Source organism: Bradyrhizobium sp. dw_411 (assembly GCF_018449695.1).
Lineage (GTDB): Bacteria > Pseudomonadota > Alphaproteobacteria > Rhizobiales > Xanthobacteraceae > Bradyrhizobium.
This window is the reverse complement of the sequence record NZ_JAAVUY010000001.1, coordinates 131,373-151,674: the sequence shown is the minus strand read 5'-3', so window position 1 is coordinate 151,674 and position 20,302 is coordinate 131,373. Positions and strand designations below refer to the sequence as shown.

Annotated in this window: 18 protein-coding genes; 1 reads left to right on the top strand and 17 read right to left on the bottom strand. The window is 62.7% G+C overall.

Going from position 1 to position 20,302, the window contains the following annotated elements; translation table 11 throughout:
- Positions 1-7: 7 nt before the first annotated feature.
- The 10 genes from HB676_RS00675 to rimP all read right to left on the bottom strand — a co-directional run bounded on the left by HB676_RS00675 (position 8) and on the right by rimP (position 11,511).
- On the bottom strand, positions 8-604 hold the full coding sequence (locus HB676_RS00675; protein WP_213735727.1) for a glutathione S-transferase family protein: 597 nt from the start codon (positions 602-604) through the stop codon (positions 8-10).
- A complete protein-coding gene (locus HB676_RS00670; protein WP_213735726.1) occupies positions 601-1,065 on the bottom strand; it encodes a GNAT family N-acetyltransferase in 465 nt (154 codons plus the stop codon). The genes HB676_RS00675 and HB676_RS00670 overlap by 4 nt, the downstream gene beginning before the upstream one ends.
- 230 nt (positions 1,066-1,295) lie before the next feature.
- The gene (pnp, locus tag HB676_RS00665) at positions 1,296-3,446 is read right to left on the bottom strand and encodes a polyribonucleotide nucleotidyltransferase (protein ID WP_213735725.1); all 2,151 of its coding nucleotides are present in this window, start codon (positions 3,444-3,446) and stop codon (positions 1,296-1,298) included.
- Between the two features lie 264 nt (positions 3,447-3,710).
- Positions 3,711-3,980 carry a 30S ribosomal protein S15 gene (gene rpsO / locus HB676_RS00660; RefSeq protein WP_213735724.1) on the bottom strand — a complete coding sequence of 90 codons (270 nt, stop codon included), beginning with the start codon at positions 3,978-3,980 and terminating at the stop codon, positions 3,711-3,713.
- Positions 3,981-3,982: 2 nt separating this feature from the next.
- Entirely contained in the window at positions 3,983-5,080 is a 1,098-nt protein-coding gene (gene truB, locus HB676_RS00655) for a tRNA pseudouridine(55) synthase TruB (RefSeq protein WP_213735723.1), read from the bottom strand.
- Between the two features lie 4 nt (positions 5,081-5,084).
- Positions 5,085-5,504, bottom strand: a complete 420-nt coding sequence (gene rbfA / locus HB676_RS00650) for a 30S ribosome-binding factor RbfA (RefSeq protein ID WP_213735722.1) — start codon at positions 5,502-5,504, stop codon at positions 5,085-5,087.
- Between the two features lie 151 nt (positions 5,505-5,655).
- Entirely contained in the window at positions 5,656-8,283 is a 2,628-nt protein-coding gene (gene infB / locus HB676_RS00645; RefSeq protein ID WP_213735721.1) for a translation initiation factor IF-2, read from the bottom strand.
- A 9-nt stretch (positions 8,284-8,292) separates the two neighbouring features.
- Positions 8,293-9,051, bottom strand: a complete 759-nt coding sequence (locus tag HB676_RS00640; RefSeq protein WP_213735720.1) for an RNA-binding protein — start codon at positions 9,049-9,051, stop codon at positions 8,293-8,295.
- Between the two features lie 72 nt (positions 9,052-9,123).
- Positions 9,124-10,737, bottom strand: a complete 1,614-nt coding sequence (gene nusA, locus HB676_RS00635) for a transcription termination factor NusA (RefSeq protein ID WP_213735719.1) — start codon at positions 10,735-10,737, stop codon at positions 9,124-9,126.
- Positions 10,738-10,740: 3 nt separating this feature from the next.
- Positions 10,741-11,511, bottom strand: coding sequence for a ribosome maturation factor RimP (gene rimP, locus HB676_RS00630; protein ID WP_213735718.1), 771 nt, complete (start codon positions 11,509-11,511; stop codon positions 10,741-10,743).
- A gap of 350 nt (positions 11,512-11,861) precedes the next feature.
- On the opposite strand from rimP, the gene HB676_RS00625 reads away from it, so the two are divergent.
- Positions 11,862-12,944, top strand: coding sequence for a DUF2336 domain-containing protein (locus HB676_RS00625; protein ID WP_213735717.1), 1,083 nt, complete (start codon positions 11,862-11,864; stop codon positions 12,942-12,944).
- 18 nt (positions 12,945-12,962) lie between these two features.
- On the opposite strand, the gene trmB is transcribed toward HB676_RS00625, so the two are convergent.
- From trmB to miaB, 7 genes are all read right to left on the bottom strand, one after another.
- Positions 12,963-13,706 carry a tRNA (guanosine(46)-N7)-methyltransferase TrmB gene (trmB, locus tag HB676_RS00620; protein ID WP_213735716.1) on the bottom strand — a complete coding sequence of 248 codons (744 nt, stop codon included), beginning with the start codon at positions 13,704-13,706 and terminating at the stop codon, positions 12,963-12,965.
- Positions 13,707-13,876: 170 nt separating this feature from the next.
- Positions 13,877-14,293, bottom strand: a complete 417-nt coding sequence (locus HB676_RS00615; RefSeq protein ID WP_213735715.1) for a helix-turn-helix transcriptional regulator — start codon at positions 14,291-14,293, stop codon at positions 13,877-13,879.
- Between the two features lie 218 nt (positions 14,294-14,511).
- Complete coding sequence (gene lnt / locus HB676_RS00610; protein WP_213735714.1) at positions 14,512-16,125, bottom strand: apolipoprotein N-acyltransferase; 1,614 nt, start codon at positions 16,123-16,125, stop codon at positions 14,512-14,514.
- Positions 16,122-17,237 (bottom strand): hemolysin family protein, encoded by a 1,116-nt coding sequence (locus HB676_RS00605; RefSeq protein ID WP_213735713.1) that lies wholly within the window; start codon positions 17,235-17,237, stop codon positions 16,122-16,124. The genes lnt and HB676_RS00605 overlap by 4 nt, the downstream gene beginning before the upstream one ends.
- A 1-nt stretch (position 17,238) precedes the next feature.
- The gene (gene ybeY / locus HB676_RS00600) at positions 17,239-17,748 is read right to left on the bottom strand and encodes an rRNA maturation RNase YbeY (protein WP_213735712.1); all 510 of its coding nucleotides are present in this window, start codon (positions 17,746-17,748) and stop codon (positions 17,239-17,241) included.
- Between the two features lie 65 nt (positions 17,749-17,813).
- Positions 17,814-18,866 carry a PhoH family protein gene (locus tag HB676_RS00595; RefSeq protein WP_213735711.1) on the bottom strand — a complete coding sequence of 351 codons (1,053 nt, stop codon included), beginning with the start codon at positions 18,864-18,866 and terminating at the stop codon, positions 17,814-17,816.
- Positions 18,867-18,870: 4 nt separating this feature from the next.
- On the bottom strand, positions 18,871-20,295 hold the full coding sequence (gene miaB, locus HB676_RS00590; RefSeq protein ID WP_213735710.1) for a tRNA (N6-isopentenyl adenosine(37)-C2)-methylthiotransferase MiaB: 1,425 nt from the start codon (positions 20,293-20,295) through the stop codon (positions 18,871-18,873).
- Positions 20,296-20,302: the final 7 nt, after the last annotated feature.

The following is a 20,302-nucleotide window of genomic DNA, read 5'->3' as shown; positions in this document are numbered from 1 at the left end:
TCTTCGCTCATCCCGCCGCAAGCACGCCCGCGCGCTGGAACGCCGGCCGTGCGGCGCAGCGGTCGATGTAACGCTCAAAGGACGGGCGCGACGGCACCATCTTGAACAGCCGCACCGCAAAATTCAGGCCCGAGCCGATCGCGATGTCGGCGGCCGAGAAATTCTCGCCGAGCAACCACGGTCCCTTGGTCAGCGCAGCGTCGAGCACATCGAATACCTTTTGCGCATCGCCCCAGCCTGCGGCCACCGGATTCATCTCGATCTTGGTGGCGACCTGCACCATCGCGGGTTCGACACAGCCCGGCGCAAAAAACAGCCAGTAGAGATATTTCGCGCGCAAGGGATCGCCGAGCGGCGGCGCCAGCCTCGCTTCGGGGTAGCGTTCGGCGACATAGGCACAGATGGCCGCCGCTTCGGCGAGCGTCGCGTCGCCGTCCTGCAACGCCGGAACCTTGCCCATCGGATTGATCGCGAGATATTCAGGCGCCTTCTGCGCGCCGGTCGAAATGTCGGTCAGCACGCGTTCATAAGGTTGCCCGGTTTCTTCCATCAGCCACAATGCGGAAAACGATCGCGAGCGCGGCGACCAATAGAGCTTCATCATCGGGCAGGCTTCCTATTCTTCCACCGATAATACTTCATGACGTATCCGGTCATGGGCTCCATTTTTTCGTGTTCGAACACAAAACCTTCACGTTCATACCAGCGCCAGGCCTTTTCGTTCTCGCGAACGCAGCGCAGCTCGATTTCGTCGGGCATCTGCCGGCGTGTGAAAGCGAGCAATGTCCGTCCAAGGCTGCGCCCCTGATATTCCGGGGCGACGAATAACATGTCGAGATACTTTTTAGGCAAATGCAGCGCCAGCATGGCCGCCAGTGTGCCGTCATCGTCGGCGACGTAAAGGCTCCAGCCGTTTTCGGTTTCGAGTGCGATACGCGCACGCAATTGGGCCAGCAGAAAAGGACTGGCCTCTGCGAGCCCGGTGGAGACCCAGCTATTCATCCAGACCCGGGCGACCGCGTCGTATTCGCCGGTCCGCGCGGGACGGATGGTTGGTAATGGCATCGAACGCGTTCCGCGAGCGGAGGAGGGCCAGGATGGGGGCTTACTATAGCAAGCGGGGGGCTCGCCACAGGAATACACGATGATGGTCGCGCTCCGAAGAGCCCCACCCTGACCCTCCCGAGGTAATAGACTCTGCGTGCAGCGGGATTATTCCGAATCTCGCGGCAATGGCGCAAATAAAAAGGGCGGCTGTTCAGCCGCCCTTTCGCTAACAAGAATTTCGGGAGCGATTACTCGCCGGCGGCTTCGCGCGGGGCTTCCGCCTTTTGCTTGGCCTCGAGGTCTTCGCCGGTCACCTGATCGACCGCCTTCATCGACAAACGCGTCTTGCCGCGATCGTCGAAGCCGAGCAGCTTGACCTTGACCTTGTCGCCTTCCTTGACGACGTCGGAGGTCTTCTGCACGCGGTTGCCCGCGAGCTGGCTGATGTGAACGAGGCCGTCCTTGGCGCCGAAGAAGTTCACGAACGCGCCGAACTCCATCACCTTGACCACGGTGCCGTCATAGATCGCGTTGAGTTCCGGATCTGACGCGATCGACTTGATCCACTTGATCGCCGCCTTGATCGATTCGCCATCGGCGGAAGCGACCTTCACGGTGCCGTCGTCCTCGATGTTGACCTTGGCGCCGGTCTTCTCGACGATTTCGCGGATCACCTTGCCGCCGGTGCCGATCACTTCACGGATCTTGTCGGTCGGGATCTTGAAGGTCTCGATGCGGGGTGCGTATTCGCCGAGTTCGGCACGGGCCGCGGTCAGGGCCTTCGACATTTCGCCGAGGATGTGGATACGCCCGTCCTTGGCCTGGCCGAGCGCGACCTTCATGATCTCCTCGGTAATGCCGGCGATCTTGATGTCCATCTGCAGCGAGGTGATGCCGTGGTCGGTGCCGGCGACTTTGAAGTCCATGTCGCCGAGATGATCCTCGTCGCCGAGAATGTCCGACAGCACCGCAAAGCGCGTGCCTTCCAGAATGAGGCCCATCGCGATACCCGCGGTCGGCCGCTTCAAGGGAACACCCGCATCCATCAGCGCCAGCGAGGCGCCGCAGACCGACGCCATCGACGACGATCCGTTGGATTCGGTGATCTCGGAGACCACGCGCACCGTGTAGGGGAATTCGTGGTGCGGCGGCAGCACGGGGTGGATCGCGCGCCAGGCGAGCTTGCCATGGCCGATTTCACGCCGCTTGGTGCCGCCCATGCGCCCGGTTTCACCGACCGAGTAGGGAGGGAAATTGTAGTGCAGCAGGAACTGCTCTTTGTAGGTTCCCGACAGCGAGTCGATGTACTGCTCGTCCTCGCCGGTGCCGAGCGTGGTCACGACCATCGCCTGGGTCTCGCCGCGGGTGAACAGCGCCGAACCGTGGGCGCGGGGCAGGATGCCGACTTCGGCGATGATGTTACGCACGGTCTTGGAATCGCGGCCATCGATGCGCTTGCCGGTGTCGAGGATGTTCCAGCGAACGATCTTGGATTCGAGTTCCTTGAACACGCCGGCGACGCGCAGCTTGTCGTATTTCGGTTCCTGGCCTTCCGGGAAATAGTGCGCCATCACCTTCTCCTTGGCCTTGCCGACCGCGGCGTAGCGGTCCTGCTTGACCGGAATGGCGTAGGCCGAGCGCAGATCGGTCTCGATCAGCCCGAGCATTTCCTTTTCCAGCGCGCTTTCGTCGACGACCTTGACGTCGCGCGGTTCCTTGGCGGCCTTCTCGGCGAGCTCGATGATCGCATTGACCACCGGCTGGAAGTGCCGATGTCCGAACATCACGGCGCCGAGCATGATCTCTTCGTTGAGTTCCTTGGCTTCGGATTCCACCATCAGCACGGCGTCGGCGGTGCCGGCGACAACCAGGTCGAGCTGGGTTTCGACCATCTCGTCGAGCGTCGGGTTGAGAACGTATTCGTCATTGACGAAGCCGACGCGGGCAGCGCCGATCGGGCCCTTGAACGGTGCGCCTGACAGTGTCAGCGCGGCCGAGGCCGCGACAACGGCCAGAACGTCAGGATCGTTTTCCATGTCGTGCGACAGCACGGTCACGACGACCTGGGTTTCGTTGCGCCAGCCATCGACGAACAACGGGCGGACCGGGCGGTCGATCAGGCGGGAGACTAGCGTCTCCTTTTCGGTGGGCCGGCCTTCGCGCTTGAAATAACCGCCGGGAATGCGGCCGGCGGCATAGGTCTTCTCGATGTAATCGACGGTCAGCGGCAGGAAGTCGACGCCTTCGCGCGGCGCCTTGGCGGCAACAACGGTGGCGAGCACGACGGTCTCGCCATAGGTGGCGAGCACGGCGCCATCGGCCTGGCGGGCAATCTTTCCGGTTTCAAGCTTGAGGGGACGGCCACCCCAGTCGATCTCGACTGAATGAATATTAAACATTGTGATTTTCTTTCATGGGTTCACGAAAGCAGGGACGCCTGAAACGCAAAGACCATGCGCAAGATTGCGAGATGTTGAGCGCATTGCGCGATCAGCATCCAGCGATCCTGCCATGGTCTTTGATTTTCGAATGGCGTCCATCCTTCCGATGGTACGGGCTTCTTGCCCGTTACACCCAGCCGCCGGATTGCGGCTGGATACGCCGCGCGGACGTTATAAAGTCCGCGCGCAAATACGCGCGCAGGATGCGCGCGTGAACTGTACTCAGCGGCGAATGTTGTGCTTTTCGAGCAGCGTCTTGTAACGCGCCTCGTCCTTCCGCTTGATGTAGTCAAGCAGCGAACGGCGCGTTGCGACCATTTTCAAAAGCCCCCGGCGCGAATGATTGTCCTTCACGTGGGATTTGAAATGTCCGGTAAGGTTGTTGATGCGTTCCGACAGGATCGCAACTTGGACCTCGGGCGAGCCGGTGTCGCCGGCCTTGTTGGCATTGGTCTTGATGACTTCCGCTTTGCGTTCTGCGGTAATCGACATCGTCAGATACTTTCATTGCTGCGAGCCGAACTGGCAGTCAGTCCGGTCAGGTTGAACACGCGCTTGGGGATGAGTTCGCCATTGCCAATTTCGGCGAGGGCCAAAAGCCGGCCTGCCACCGTGACATAGACTGTGCCGCTACTATTGGGCGCATCCCGTCCGCGCAACAAAACGGCCTGGCCCCGATGGAGCCTTGCCGCATCAGCCCGTGTGACGGCCAGTGCCGGGATGTCGTCCAGCGCGGTCTCAACGGGCAAAAGCGCGTCGGCGAGGCTGCCCTCGCCAGACGCGGCTCTATCGCACAAAGCCTCCAACTGTTCCAGTGGAATCATGTCCGCCTCACCAAATGGGCCAACCAGGGTCCGTCGCAGGGCGCAGATATGGCCAAAACAGCCGAGCAGCCGGCCCATGTCGCGGGCCAGCGCCCGTACATAGGTTCCCTTGCCGCATTCGGCTTCGAATACAGACCGGCTACTATCTAACTGTTCTACAAGGGATAATTCGTGAATCTCGACCGGGCGCGGCTTCAAATCCACCGTCTCGCCGTCCCGCGCCAAATCATAGGCCCGCTCGCCCTGGACCTTGATGGCCGAATATTGCGGCGGGATCTGCTCGATGACGCCAGTAAACCGCGGCAACAAAGCGGAAATCGCCTCGGCGGAGGGTCTGACCTCGCTGGTATGGGTGACCCGGCCCTCGGTGTCGTCGGTATCGCGTTCCTCGCCCCAGCACACCGTGAAGCGATAGCGCTTGCGGCCGTCCATCACGAAAGGGACGGTCTTGGTGGCTTCGCCCATAGCGATCGGCAGACCGCCGGACGCCAGCGGATCGAGGGTGCCGGCATGGCCGGCGCGCTTGGCCTGGAACAGCCGTTTCACCACCGCGACCGCCTGGGTCGAGGTCATGCCGATCGGCTTGTCGAGCACGACCCAGCCATGGACGTCGCGTTTGTCGCGGCGCGGCTGGTTGTTCTGGCGCGGCTGCTTGCCCGAGCGCGGGTGATTCCCCTCGCGCGGTGCATCCGAAGAAATATTTTTTGTCGCCTCGTTCGAATCGCCTGTTAGCGGCTCAATGAGGCTGTTGGCAGTGGTCACGATCATCAATTCACTCTTCCGAATCTGGCGAATCTGGTGCGAGGTCTCTTTGCACCGCAGGTGTTCGCAGTAATTTCTCTATTCGTTCCGCTTCATCGAATCGTTCGTCGGTGCGGAAGCGAAGATCAGGCGCAAATTTTAAGTTAACGCGATGCGCCACTTCCCCGCGCAGGAACTTCTTGTTGCGATCCAGCGTCGCGATCACCTTGTCGATCTCGCGTCCGCCGAGCGGCATCACATACACCGTCGCCAGTTTCAGATCCGGCGACATCCGCACCTCGGGCACGGTGATGATGTGACCTTCAAGGTCGGGATCGTGCACGCTGCCTTGCGACAGGATATCCGCAATCGCATGGCGCACGGTTTCGCCCACGCGCAACTGACGCTGCGAGCCGCCGGGAGCGGAACTCTTCTTGTGATGACTGGGCATTGTCGTTTTCTCAATGGCCTAACGGCGGGAGACGCGCAGCAAAGCTGCGCTCCACACCATAAAAATCAGGGTTCGGTCTTCATTTCGAGGAGCGGCTATCTGGCCGCGCCTCGCAGGATGAAGCAGGCAGAGCTTTCTGTAAGGTTTGGACTTACAGAGAGCGCTGAATCGTCTCTACGCGATAACACTCGATGATGTCGCCGGCACGCATGTCGCCGTAATTCTCGAACGCCATGCCGCATTCCTGACCGGACTGCACTTCCTTCACTTCGTCCTTGAAGCGCTTCAGCGTCGACAGCTTGCCTTCATGCACGACGACATTGTCGCGAATCAGGCGGACATTGGCGCCGCGTTCCACCGAACCGTCGGTGACCCGGCAACCGGCCACCTTGCCGACCTTGGAAATGTTGAACACTTCCAGGATCAGCGCATTGCCCAGCATGGTCTCGCGCAGCGTCGGCGCCAGCAGGCCGGACATCGCCTTCTTCACGTCATCCACGAGATCGTAGATGATGTTGTAATAGCGGATTTCGATGCCGTTACGCTTGGCGGCCGCGGCCGCTTCCTTGTGGGCGCGCACGTTGAAGCCGATGATCGCGGCGTTGAAGCCTTCCGCCAGCGTGACGTCGGATTCGCTGATGCCGCCGACGCCGGCATGCAGGATGCGGGCGGCGACTTCGTCGGTGCCGAGCTTGTCAAGCGATCCCAGGATCGCTTCCAGCGAGCCCTGGACGTCGGCCTTGATGATCAGCGGGAAGTCCTTGCGGCCCGATGTCTTGAGCTGCGACATCATCTGCTCGAGCGAGCCGCGCATGCCGGAAATGCTGGCGGCGGCGTTCTCGCGCTTCTGATGGGCGCGGTAGCTGGTGACCTGGCGGGCGCGGGCTTCGTTTTCCACGACGGCAAGACGATCGCCGGCTTCCGGCGGACCGTTGAAGCCGAGCACTTCGACGGGAACCGAAGGACCCGCTTCCTCGATGGTCTCGCCCTGATCGTTGATCAGCGCGCGGACGCGGCCCATCTCGGCGCCGGCAACGATGATATCGCCGACCCGCAGCGTGCCGCGCTGAACCAGCACGGTCGCGACCGGACCGCGGCCGCGATCGAGCTTGGCTTCGATCACCGTGCCCTCGGCGGGACGCGACGCGTTGGTCTTGAGGTCGAGCAGTTCGGCCTGCAGCGCAATCATTTCCAGCAGCTTGTCGAGGTTGGTCTTGTTCTTGGCCGAGACCTCGACATCGACGACGTCGCCGCCGAGCGATTCGACCTGCACTTCGTATTGCAGTAGTTCGGTGCGCACGCGCTCCGGCTTGGCGTCGGGCTTGTCGATCTTGTTGATGGCGATGATCATCGGGACCTTCGCCGCCTTGGCGTGATTGATCGCCTCGATGGTCTGCGGCATGACGCCGTCATCCGCCGCGACCACCAGGATCACGATGTCGGTCACCTTGGCGCCGCGCGCCCGCATCGCGGTAAACGCGGCGTGGCCCGGGGTGTCGATGAAGGTGATCTTCTTGCCGCTTTCCGGCGAGGTCACCTGATAGGCGCCGATGTGCTGGGTGATGCCGCCGGCTTCGCCGGACACCACATTGGCGTGGCGCAGCGCGTCGAGCAGCGAGGTCTTGCCGTGATCGACGTGGCCCATCACGGTCACCACGGGCGAGCGCGGCTCGGTATCGGTCGAGTCGTCGACGACGTCGAACAGGCCTTCCTCGACGTCGGACGCGGCGACGCGCTTGACGGTGTGACCGAGTTCTTCGGCGATCAACTGCGCGGTGTCGGCATCGATCACGTCGGTGATCTTGTGCATCGCGCCCTGCTTCATCAGCAGGCGGATCACGTCAACGGCCCGCTCCGACATGCGGTTGGCGAGTTCCTGGATATTGATCGCTTCCGGGATGATCACCTCGCGAATGAGCTTTTCCTTCGGCTCGTTCGACGCATGACCCTTCAGGCGCTGGGTGCGGCGGCGGAACGATGCGATCGAGCGCTCGCGCACATCATCGGCGTTGAGCGCGGTAACCAGCGTCAGGCGGCCGCGCTGCTTGGCGGGCGCCGGCTTGGCGGTGGTTTTCGGCGGTGTGGCCGGACGGGCAGCGCCGCCCGGACCACGACGGATCTGGCGCGGACCTTCGTCCTCGTCGGTGGCATCGGCGGCAATGCCGGGCGCCCGCGCAACGGGCACTGCGGGGCGGGCCGCTGCTGCAGGAGCGGCCGCGGCGGCTGCCTTGGCTTCTGCTTCGCCAAAGCGCTTCTTGGCTTCAAGTTCGGCCTTGCGCTTGGCTTCCTCGTCCAGGCGGTGGCGTTCTTCTTCGGCCTTGCGGCGGGCTTCGGCGGCTTCACGCTCGGCCTGCTCGATGCCTTCCTTGCTGTTGCGCCGCTTGGCTTCTTCTTCCGCCAGGCGCCGCTCTTCGACGTCGCGTACTTTGGCGTCCGCAAGCGCACTGGCGCGCGCGCTGCGCTCGTCTTCGGTCAGGGTGCGAAGCACCACACCCGAATTGTTGCGCGGCGGGGCCGGCGGTGGCGCGGGGCGAGTAGTAACCTGCGGCTTGGCGACCGGTGCGGCCGGCTTGGCGACGACCGGCTCCGGCGCATGGGTCTCCGGCGCGGGGGCGTCACCGCCGACGCGGCGCTTGCCACGCTTTTCGACCACGACCTGCTTGGTCCGGCCGTGGCTGAAGCTCTGGCGCACGGTGCCCGTCTCGACGCGCGGCTTGAGCGTCAAGGTCTTGGTCGGAACACTCAGTGTCTTGTCGCCAGGCGTTTTCGTATCAACCATTCAGCAGTCCTAATCCTGTTTCGTCGTGCGTGTCCGCACGGTCTGTGTCGGCGAATTCTGGGTCGCTTGGCCGGCTGTCCTGTCGTCATCCGCCATCCGGTATCGGACCAGGATTTGGCTGCGCGACAGGAAGGTCTTGCTCGCCGGGCCCGCGAGCAGGGCAGCATGTATCACATTTGACCGGCCAAGTGCCAAATCCAATTGTTCCGAAGTCAGCGCCGTGACTACCGGGAAGGGGCTCGATTCTTCGATATTCCCGGTATTTTGCCGGACGATGGCGTCCAATTTCCGGATTCCGTCCGCCGCCCCGTCGGAGGCATGGATCAGGGCATGGACCGAAGCCTGGGTCTGCCGCTGGGCCAAATTACCTTTGAAGGCAGCTTCGAGGGCGCCCTCGACCTTGCTGAAACCGGCGACCACCTGCCCGGCCTTGGCGGCCATCGCGAGGGCTTCGATCGCACTGCGCACCAGCAAGGCTTCGGTATCGGCCGCGAGTGTCGGCGCGGCGCGGACCTCGCGTTTGAAGCCTTTGCTAAATTGGTGACGTTTGACCGCTTCTGCAACCGTCTGCCGCGAGGCCGTCACCCACAGGCCCCGGCCGGGAAGCTTGCGCTTCAAATCCGCCAATACCTCGCTCTGGGGCGAGACGACGAACCGGATCAGTTCATCGATCGGCAGCACCTGCCGCGTGACCGCGCACATCCGCATCGTCGCGGACCTGTCGGTCCGCGGTCCGTTGTCGAGATCGGGGTCAGCGAGGGCAAGCATGCGTGTGACGTCTCTCCTAACATGTGCGCATTGCGGCTGCGCAGAACCGTGCGTTTTTGGCGAACGCCCGCATCAGACCGGCTGACCTTCAGCGGTCTCGGTCTCCTCGGGCTTCTTCACCAGATCGGCTTCGGTGATCCAGCCGGCGATGACGCGCGCCTGCATGATCATGTTCTCGGCATCGTCGCGCGAGATTTCGTTGGCATCGAGAATGCCGGGATGCTTGGTCGGCTCGCTGCCTTCCTTGCGCTCGGTCCAGCCGACCAGATCGTCGGTGGCGCAACCGGCGAGATCCTCGACGGTCTTGATTTCGTTTTCGCCGAACTTCACCAGCATCTTCGAGGTCACGCCGGGCACTGTCTTCAAAGCGTCTTCCACACCGAGCTCCTTACGTTTGTTTTCGAGCTCGCCTTCGAGCTGTTCCAGATATTCGCGGGCCCGGCTCTGCAGCTCGCTCGCGGTTTCATCGTCGAAACCTTCGATACCAGCCAGTTCCTTGCTGTCGACCAGCGCCAGTTCCTCCACCGAGGTAAAGCCTTCCGACGCCAGCAATTGACCGACGACTTCGTCGACGTTCAAAGCTTCCATGAAAACCCGGGTTGAGTTTTCGAAATCGGCCTGGCGGCGTTCGGATTCTTCCTGCTCGGTGAGAATGTCGATGTCCCAACCGGTCAGTTGCGAAGCAAGACGCACGTTCTGCCCGCGCCGTCCGATCGCCAATGACAATTGGTTATTGGTATCGGGAACCACAACCTCGATCCGTTCGCGATCTTCGTCGATCACGACCTTGGCGACTTCGGCGGGCGCCAGCGCGTTGACGACAAAGGTCGCGATATCGGGCGACCAGGGAATGATGTCGATCTTTTCGCCCTGCAATTCATTGACCACGGCCTGCACGCGCGAGCCGCGCATGCCGACGCAGGCGCCGACCGGATCGACCGACGAATCCCTTGAAATCACGCCGATTTTCGCGCGCGACCCGGGATCGCGGGCGACCGCCTTGATCTCGACAATGCCGTCATAGATTTCCGGCACTTCCTGCGCGAACAGTTTCGCCATGAATTGCGGATGGGTGCGCGACAGGAAAATCTGCGGGCCGCGGGTTTCACGCCGCACGTCGAAAATATAGGCGCGCACGCGATCGCCGTTGCGGAAAACTTCGCGCGGCAGCATCTCGTCACGCCGCACGATGGCTTCGCCGCGGCCGAGATCGACAATCACGCTGCCATATTCGACGCGCTTGACGATGCCGTTGACGATATCGCCGATGCGATCCTTGAATTCCTGATATTGCCGGTCGCGCTCGGCCTCGCGCACCTTCTGCACGATCACCTGCTTGGCGGATTGCGCGGCGATCCGGCCATATTCCAGCGGCGGCAGGGTATCGGCGATGGTATCGCCGACCTGGGCGCCGGGATTGGCGCGTTGCGCATCGACCAGCGAAATCTGGTTCGATGAATTCTCGACCTGCTCGACCACCAGCATGTGGCGCGACAGCCGCAATTCGCCCTTCTTGGCGTCGATTTCGGCATGGACGTCGGTCTCGCTGCCGTAGCGGGCCCGCGCCGCCTTGGCGATGGCGTCTTCCATCGCCGCGATCACGATGCCCCGGTCGATCGATTTTTCCCGCGCGACGGCGTCTGCGATCTGCAGCAGTTCAAGTTTATTGGCGCTGACAGCTGCCATGGCTCAGTCTCCTTCAGTGGGATCGATGTCGCCTCGTCGCGCTCTTTCGGCGGCGAGACGGTGTTCCTTGGTATTTTTCGGGGCGCTTGGCTTCTTAAGGTTCGATTTCGGCTTCGGTTTGTTGCTCTTCGCGGGATCGCTTTTTTTGGCGTGCGGCGGAGGCGGCGGCTCTAGCCCGAGATTCTGGCGCAACTCGCGCTCGGCGGCCTTGCCGCGCCGCATCGATTCCGCGATCAGCTCGTCGGTCAGAACCAGCCTTGCGTCCGCGATGTCTTCCATGACCAGCGCCACGTCGGCATCTTCGCCCGCCCGGATGTCATCGCGATGTAAGTGCACGACATCGCCCTCGACGCCGCCAAGCGTGCCGCGGAACCGCTTGCGGCCCTGATGGGCCAGCGCCATGTCGATTTTCACGAGATGGCCGGCAAAACGTTCAAAATCGGTCCGGCGCACCAGCGGCCGGTCGATCCCGGGCGAGGAAATTTCCAGCCGGTAGGCCCGCTCGATCGGATCGGCGACATCCATGACCGGTGACAAAGCCTTTGAAATCGCTTCACAATCTTCGATCAGCATGGTTCCATCGGGCCGCTCCGCCATGATCTGGACGGTGCAGCCGGATTCGCCGGAGATCTTGATCCGGACCAGCCGGTAACCCATTCCCTGCAGCACCGGACCCGCGACCGCCGATACCCGCGCCGCAGCACCCGGCTCAACCACCAGCCGCGGCTCGGCGAGCAGGTCGATATCAGGGGAATCTGTGGTCGGATCAGTCATATCCAGTGTCAAATTTGGTCTACTCGGGCGGTCTGACGTGCCGTGGGTTGTGGCCGGGCCGTAAAAGCGGTCCGGGATGCACCTGAGCCATGCCCGGTGTGGTCGCTTGCGGGCTCGTTCAGGTAATAAAAAAGAGCGGGTCCGGAGCGGGCCCACTCTCAATACGCGATCGTATGAGAACCATAAGTTGGCGCGGATATAGCGGTTTTCACCTCATCCGGCAAGGCCTGCGAGGCCCAAAGCCGCGATTTTGCGCGGCTAAAGGACGGTTTCGAACCTAACCCTTCCTTCACCAAGCCGACCTAAATTTGCCGGGAAATCCGCCGCTGCGCGGGATTTGAGTGTGTTGCATGACCGTTGCCACGTCGATGATCCCCGGGCTCGAAGAGATCGTCAGAGGTGGCGATCCCAAGCGCCGGGCCGAGGCGGCTCGCCGCATCTCCGAAATGTATCTGCAGGACGCGCCCAATCTGCGCTCCCATCACGTCGATCTGTTCGACGGCATCCTCGTCGATCTCGTCCCGCACACCGAAATCGCCGCCCGTGCCGAGCTGGCCGAACGGCTGTCCCGCCTGATCAACGCGCCGCGCGCTTTGGTCGGGCAACTCGCGCGTGAGGACGAGTTGTCGATCGCGAGCCCATTGCTGCGCCGATCCCCCGTCATCGACGAGCAGGCCCTGATCGAAATCGCACGCCTGCGCGGCCAGGGTCATTTGCTGGCAATGTCGGAGCGATCGACGCTCTCGCCGGATCTGACGGACGTGATCGTGCGCCGCGGCGATGCCGATGTGGTGCGGCGCGCCGCCGGCAATGCCGGGGCGCAGTTTTCGCAAACGGGATATTCCGAACTGATCAAGCGCGCCGGCAAGGATGGCGTTCTGACTCTCAAGGTCGGCCAGCGCGACGATCTTTCGGACCTGCAGTTGAAGGATCTCCTGGCGGGATCGATCGATATCCTGCGGCGTCGTCTGTTCGAGGTGGTCAAGCCCGGCCGGCAGGTCGCGATCAAGCAGGCGATGAGCGAAATCTCCGGCGTCCCCGAAAAGGTCGAGAGCCGCCGCGATTTCGTGCCGGCACAGCGCAAGGTGATGGCGCTGCATCGCGACGGCGAATTGAACGAACTCGCGCTGCTTGGCTTTGCCAAGAGCCACAAATACGAAGAGTCGGTTGCTGTTCTATCCGCGATGTCGGGCGTGAAGATCGCAACGCTCGATCGGCTGATTTCCGGCGACCGCCACGATCCGGTCCTGATCCTCGGCAAGGCGATCGGGCTCGAATGGGTCACCGTGCGCGCCTTGGTCCTGCTCCGGCTCGGCCCAACCCGGGTGCCGTCGCCGACCGACATCGAGAATGTGCGCACCAATTTCGTGCGCCTGATGCCGTTGACCGCGGAGCGTGTGGTGAATTTCTGGCAGACCCGTCAGTCGGCCTGATTTCAAATCGCGATCAAGTCAGCCGATCCGTCGAAATCGCAGATAGGCGGCGCGCCGGCCTTCGCGTTCGGCTTTGCGGCCGTAGCGCGTCATCGTGTACCCGGCCCAGGGCAGGCGCCAGTCATCGGCTCGCTCCGCAGTCCAGATGAAATCCGGCGAGCGCGAAAGATGCGCCAGCGTCCATGCGCAATAATCGCTGATATCGCTGACGAAGCGAAATTCGCCGCCGGGCCGTAGCACGCGCGCCATTGCGCCGATGGTGGCGTCCTGCACGAAACGCCGTTTCCAGTGCCGCCGTTTCGGCCATGGGTCGGGATGGATCAGGTCGATGCGCGACAGCGATTGCGGCGGCGCCCATGCCAGCAGTTCGGCGGCATCGCCCGCGAACAGCCTGACGTTGCCGACGGCATGGGCTTCGATCTGCGCCAGGATCTTGGCCATGCCGTTGACATAGGGTTCGCAGCCGATGAAGCCGGTCGCGGGAAAGGCGCGCGCTTCCGCGATCAGATGCTCGCCGCCGCCGAACCCGATTTCCAGTCTGACATCGCCGACCGGCACATCGAACAGCGCGGCGAGGCTCAAAGCCGGCGCGGTTGCGATCTCAAGCGAAAGCCGGGGCAGCAGTTGATCGATCAGGTCAGCCTGGTGCGAGCGAAGCTTGTGACCCTTGCGCCGGCCGAAGAACGAGCCGTGCGGATGAATGGCGAGTGCGTCATCGGGCGAAGCGTCGCGATCGCCGGGCTCGCGGCTCGCGGCACTCATCGGGGATCGAACGCGTTGGCTGTCTTCAACATGTGGGTGCCTTGTGGAATTCAACTGCCGTCATTCCGGGGCGCGCGTAGCGCGAACCTCAGATGCACAATTGTGCATCGGGGAATCTCGAGATTCCGGGCTCGCTCGCTTTGCGCGCGCCCCGGAATGACGGTTTGCTGTTAGCGCTTGTCGGGCCCTTCGCGCGTCGCGATCTGCTCGACCAGATCGACGATGCTGCGCCGAAGCTTGGCGTCGGTGATCCGCGTGAAGGCGCGGGTGAGCGCCAAACCTTCCGATGTCGCGAGAAAATCGGACACGTAAGCCGGCGAACTGCCTTCGTTGAAGCCCTCGGCGTTGATGGTGCCGCTGGGTCCGCCCTCAAACAGGAAGGACACCGGCACCTGGAGTATTTCGGAGATCTGCTGAATGCGGCTCGCCCCGACCCGGTTGGTCCCCTTCTCGTATTTCTGAACCTGCTGGAATGTAAGGCCCAACGCTTCGCCGAGCTTTTCCTGACTCATGCCCAGCATGATGCGGCGCATGCGCACACGACTGCCGACATATTTGTCAACAGGATTGGGCGCTTTGGTCGACATCGCCAACACTCCTTGGAATTACATTTGTCGGGTGAAGCAAAACTAAAGCTGAGTAGCCTCAGGCGCCGATACCGTCAAATCCTGCTCGGAGGATCGGTGAATAATCAATGCAGGGAATTCGAGCAATATCCTGACGGGTCTATTCTTGGGCAATCTCGGTGCGCAGAATGCGAATGGCGCAGTCGATCTGTCAACTGGTGGATTTTCGTAGGCAGACGTCAGGACGTTCGCCTCGCGACGCGGCGCCTGACGACAAAAATAAAGGCGGCCGCGACGATGATGGCAGCGGGAATATCGCCAACACGTGTATAAATCGTTGCTGCAATCGCGGAAGGCAGGGGTGAATCGAGCACGCCCTCAATGCCGAGATCGAGCTTTGCGACGATCCGGCCGAGTGGGTCGACAACCGCAGAAATGCCGGTGTTTGCTGCACGAACGACAGGCAGGCCTTGCTCGATGGCGCGCAGCCGCGCCTGTTGCAGATGCTGATACGGGCCGGTCGAAATGCCGAACCAGCCGTCATTGGTGAGATTGACGATCCAGCCGGGACGGTCGTCGCTTTCCGCAACGTCGCCGGGAAAAATCGCTTCATAACAGATCAGGGGTAGCGCGCGCGGTGCATTGGGGATGTCCATGCTGCGCCGCCGGGTGCCCGGAATAAATCCGCCTTGAACCTTGGTCAGTTGCTCCAGGCCGATTTTTTCCATCCAGTCCTGGTAGGGAAGAAATTCGCCGAACGGGACCAGATGCAGCTTGTCGTAAATTGATAGCACGCTGCCGTCGTGATCGATCACGTAGATCGAATTGTAGGCGCGTGTGACCCGCACGCCCGGCGGCAACTCCGGCGCACGCACCGATCCGGTGATCAGGACGGTGCCCTTGGGCAAGAGATCGGCGATCTGCGCCATCGCGTCAGCTTCGCGCGTCAGGAAAAACGGGAACGCTGATTCCGGCCAGATCAGGATATTGGCGTCGCGCACGCCGGTGGATTGCGGTCCGGAGGCGCGATCGGACAGTGTCAGATATTTTTGCATCACTTCCGCCTTGGCGGAGTAATTGAACCTGACGTCCTGCTGCAGGTTGGGCTGCATGATCCGCAGTTTGACGCTGGCGATCAATTTAGTCGGTTGCAGGCCGAGGCGCACGACGCCAAAAACTCCCATCGCGATCAGCAGTGCCAGCGCGATCACAGGCGCGATCCACGGCTTGCGTCCGCGCGAACTGCCGTCGATCAGCGCGGCCGGGCTTGCGAAGATCGCCACGGCCAAGAATGTCATGCCCCACAGGCCGATCAGCGACGCGGTCTGCGCCAGCGCCAGAGGTTCGGTCAGCGCGTAGCCGAACGCATTCCACGGAAAGCCCGTGAGCACATGGCCGCGCAGCCATTCGCTTAACGTCAGGCTTGCGGCCAGCGCGATTACCCGTGAGGCATCCCGTGTCCAGATCAGGCGCGCCAGCGCAAAGCCCAGGGCGGTGAACAGCGCGAGATAGGCTGGCAGACCCAGGATCGCGAACGGCAGCAACCACGCGAAGGTCGAGGCATCGACCAGGAACGCGTAGCCGATCCAGTACAATCCCGGCACGAAATAGCCGAGGCCGAACCACCAGCCGGCCATCGCCGCCGCCGGCACGCCCTGCAGACGTCCGGCGCCCGCGCCATCGATCAGCCAGACCGCGACCGGAAAGGTCAGGAACAGCACCGGCCATGCATTGAACGGCGCCATTGCCAGGGCCGACAGCGCGCCGGCGACGAGCGCAATGCCGGCGCGCTTCCACCCCCAGGACAGGATGATCGCAAGACCGGCGCCGCGAAGTCTGCCGGCAGCGGTCATGGCGAACCCGTGCCGTCACTGGGTGGATTCGTCGTATCGCCGGTCGGTGCAGAACCTGTCTCATTTGTGGCTTCGCGGCGACGGCTCTCGCGTTGCGCGCGCACGGCAGAGCGTTCCTTGCGGGTGCCGATGCGCAGTCGCTTGACGCGACGGGGATCGGCATCGAGCACTTCGATTTCGAAATTGCCGGGCCCCGAAATGACCTCGCCGCGCACCGGTAGCCGGCCGACATGCGTCACGAGATAACCGCCCAGCGTTTCGACTTCTTCGCCGGCCTCGCCGGTCACGAAGTCCTCGCCGATCACGGAGCGAACATCGTCGAGGCTGGCGCGGGCGTCCGCGATGAAGGAATTGTCGGCCTGCCGCACGATCGCCGGCGGCTCGTCGCTGTCATGCTCGTCGTCGATCTCGCCGACGATCTGCTCGACAATATCTTCGATCGAGACCAGGCCGTCGGTGCCGCCATATTCATCCACCACCAGCGCCAGATGAATGCGCGAGGCCTGCATCTGCGCCAACAGATCGATCGCGCGCATCGAGGGCGGTACGAACAGCAGTTTGCGGATGATGTTGGCGTCCGCCAGCGGCAGCGCCAGATCGACCGCGCGCAGATCGAGGCCCGCGGGGAATGGCTTCTTGCGCTTGGCCTTGGATGGTTCGGCGACGCGCGCCCTGGCGGTCATGAAGGCGAGAAGGTCGCGGATGTGGACGATGCCTTCGGGATCGTCGAGGGTTTCGTTGTAGACGACGAGGCGCGAATGCGCGGCGCTTTCGAACAGGCTCATCAATTCGCCAAGCGGAATGTCGCGCTTGACCGCGACGATGTCGGCGCGATGGATCATCACGTCGGCGATGCGCCGTTCATGCAGGCCGAGTATATTGCGCAGCATGGTGCGCTCGATCGCGGAGAAGCCAACCTCGTCCGGTGTCGAGGCGTCGAGCACGACCTGCAGGTCGTCGCGGACCGATCCCGGCTTCCATCCGAACAGCGTGCGGATCGCGCGGGTCAGCCAGCCTTCGGCAGCCGGGCGCATGACTTCGCCTTCCTGCACCACAGCCGGCAGGTTGCGCGTATTGCGCGGATTGTCATGGGTCGGTTCGGAATCCACCATCTCAGTCCGTCCGCTCCCGATCGGAATACGGATCGGGAATGCCGAGTTGCGCCAGGATTTCCGTCTCGAGCGCTTCCATGGTCTCGGCGTCGTCGTCTTGTTCGTGATCGTAACCGATCAAATGCAGGAAGCCATGGATCGCGAGATGGCTGAGATGATGATCGAACGGCTTTTGTTCGTCGTCGGCTTCCCGCCGCATGGTCTGATAGGCAATCGCGATGTCGCCGAGCATCCGCGGCGCATCGTCGGGCCCGCTCGGGCCAGACGGCGGCAGCGCGGGAAACGACAGCACATTGGTCGGCTTGTCGATGCCGCGCCAGTTGTTGTTGAGGGTGCGAATGCCGTCATCGTCGGTCAGCATGACCGCGAGTTCGGCCTCTCCGATATCCGCATCGACGAACTCGGCCGCCGCCGCGATGGCGCGCTGGATCACGGTCTCCGCATTGGCCTCGGCCTGCCAGACATCGGCGACCACGAGGACTTCGGTTATCGGCAGGGCAAACGTCGCCATCGGTCCGGCATTTCTGTTGCGACGGGGATTCGCCCCCGGCGCGCGTTCGGCGGCAGGTTTGGGCATTAAGGTTTTGCGGTTGCCGGCCGCTGCGGCAATCCTTCATAGGCCGCGACGATACGCGCCACCAGTTCGTGGCGGATCACGTCTTCGGCCGTGAATTTCACCTGGGCGATGCCCTCGACGCCATCGAGCAGTCTCGCGGCTTCCGCGAGGCCTGACGCCTGGCCGTTCGGCAGGTCGACCTGCGAGGGATCGCCGGTGATGATCATGCGGCTGTTCTCGCCAAGCCGGGTCAGGAACATCTTCATCTGCATCGAGGTAGTGTTTTGCGCCTCGTCCAGAATGATCGCGGCGTTGGTCAAGGTACGGCCGCGCATGAAGGCCAGCGGCGCGATTTCGATTTCGCCGGTTTGCAAGGCGCGTTCGACGATTCGTGAATCCATCAGATCGTAAAGCGCATCGTAGATCGGCCTCAGATAAGGATCGACCTTCTCGCGCAAATCGCCGGGCAGGAAGCCGAGCCGTTCGCCGGCTTCGACCGCGGGGCGCGACAAAATGATGCGATCGACCTCCTTGCGCTCGAACAATTGCGCGGCCTGCGCCACCGCAAGCCAGGTCTTGCCGGTACCGGCCGGGCCGATGCCGAACACCAATTCGTGGCGCTTGAGTGCGCGGATGTAGGAATCCTGCGCGGCGGTGCGCGCCCGCACCGGGCGCTTGCGCAGATTGATGGTCTCGAACGACGATTTGGCGGCCTTGGCGTCGAATTCGAACAGCGATCCCTGCGCGATCACGGCACGGATCGCGCCTTCGACGTCGCCCTGGGCGAGGTCTTGTCCCTTGACCGCCTGGGCATACAGCGTCTCCAGCACACGCCGCGCGGCGTCGCAGCCATCGCGCGATCCGGCGATGGTGATGTGATTGCCGCGCGAATCCACCACGATGCCGAGCCGGCGTTCGATCAGCGCCAGATTTTGTCCGTAGGGTCCGACCAGCGCCGAGGCCGCGCGATTGTCATCGAAGTCGATGACCACCTGCGTTTCGGGCGGAACTGGCATGTCGCGGTCGATTTTGCGGGGAGCGAGCGAAGGCGAATCCGATGCGCTTTTTGGCAAGGGTTCAGGCTCCCGTTGTGATGTTGGAGGGTGCGACGTGAGATGATTTCATTTCAGCAAAAGCGGGCTGCATCGGCGCAGCGGCCGCAAGTTCGCCGAGCAGGCTGTAGCGCTCGAGGCTTTCGATTTTTACCGGGAGCACCTGCCCGATGATACCGGCCGGCGCCATCACATGCGCGGGCTGCAGATAGGCGGTGCGGCCGACGATCTGACCGGGATTGCGGGCGGCGCGTTCGAACAGCACATCGACAGTGCGGCCAATCATGGCCTTGTTGAAGGCCGATTGCTGGCTGTCGATCAATTCCTGAAGGCGCACCAATCGCTCGTCCATTTCCGCCGCTGACACCGTCTCCCGCATGTCCGCCGCCGGCGTACCGGGCCGCGGCGAATATTTGAACGAATAAGCGCCAGCGTATCCGATTTGTGTGACCAGCGCGAGTGTGGCCGAAAAATCTTCCTCGGTTTCCCCGGGAAAGCCCACGATAAAATCCGATGAAAATGCAATGTCTTGGCGCACATCGCGAAACCGGTCGATGACGCGCCGGTAATCATCGGCGGTATGCTTCCGGTTCATGACCGCAAGAACCCGGTCGGAGCCGGATTGTACCGGCAAATGCACGAAAGGCATCAGCGCGGGCAAATCGCGATGCGCCTCGATCAGCGTCTCGTCGACGTCGCGGGGATGGCTGGTCGAATAACGCAGCCGAACGATGCCGGGAATTTCGGCAAGACGACGCAGCAGAGTGCCGAGCGGCCAGATCCGCCCATCCGGTCCCTCGCCGTGATAGGCGTTGACGTTCTGCCCGATCAAGGTGATTTCGCGCACGCCATTGTCGGCGAGGCGCTGCACATCGTCGATGATCTTTCCGACCGGCCGCGACACTTCGGCGCCGCGCGTGTAGGGCACGACGCAGAACGTGCAGAATTTATCGCAGCCTTCCTGCACCGTGACAAAGGACGAGATGCCGCGCGCGCGGATCGCGTCCGGCTTCGGCGGGGCTAAAAACCCGAACTTGTCCTCGACCGGAAATTCCGTTTCCAGCGCGCGGCCATGGCTTTTGGCGCGGGCCAGCAGTTGCGGCAGATGGTGATAGCTTTGCGGACCGACCACGACATCCACGACCGGCGCGCGGCGGATGATCTCGTTGCCTTCGGCCTGCGCGACGCAGCCGGCCACCGCGATGCTCATGGTCCTGCCGTTGCGCGCGGCCTCGTCCTTGGCGGTGCGCAGCCGCCCGAGTTCGGAATAAACCTTCTCGGAGGCCTTTTCGCGGATGTGGCAGGTATTGAGGATCACCAGGTCCGCGTCGTCGACATCAGCGGTCTCGACAAAGCCTTCCGGCGCCAGCGTGTCCACCATGCGCTGCGCATCGTAGACGTTCATCTGACAACCGTATGACTTGATGTGCAGCTTGCGCGGCGGCTTCATGGAACCT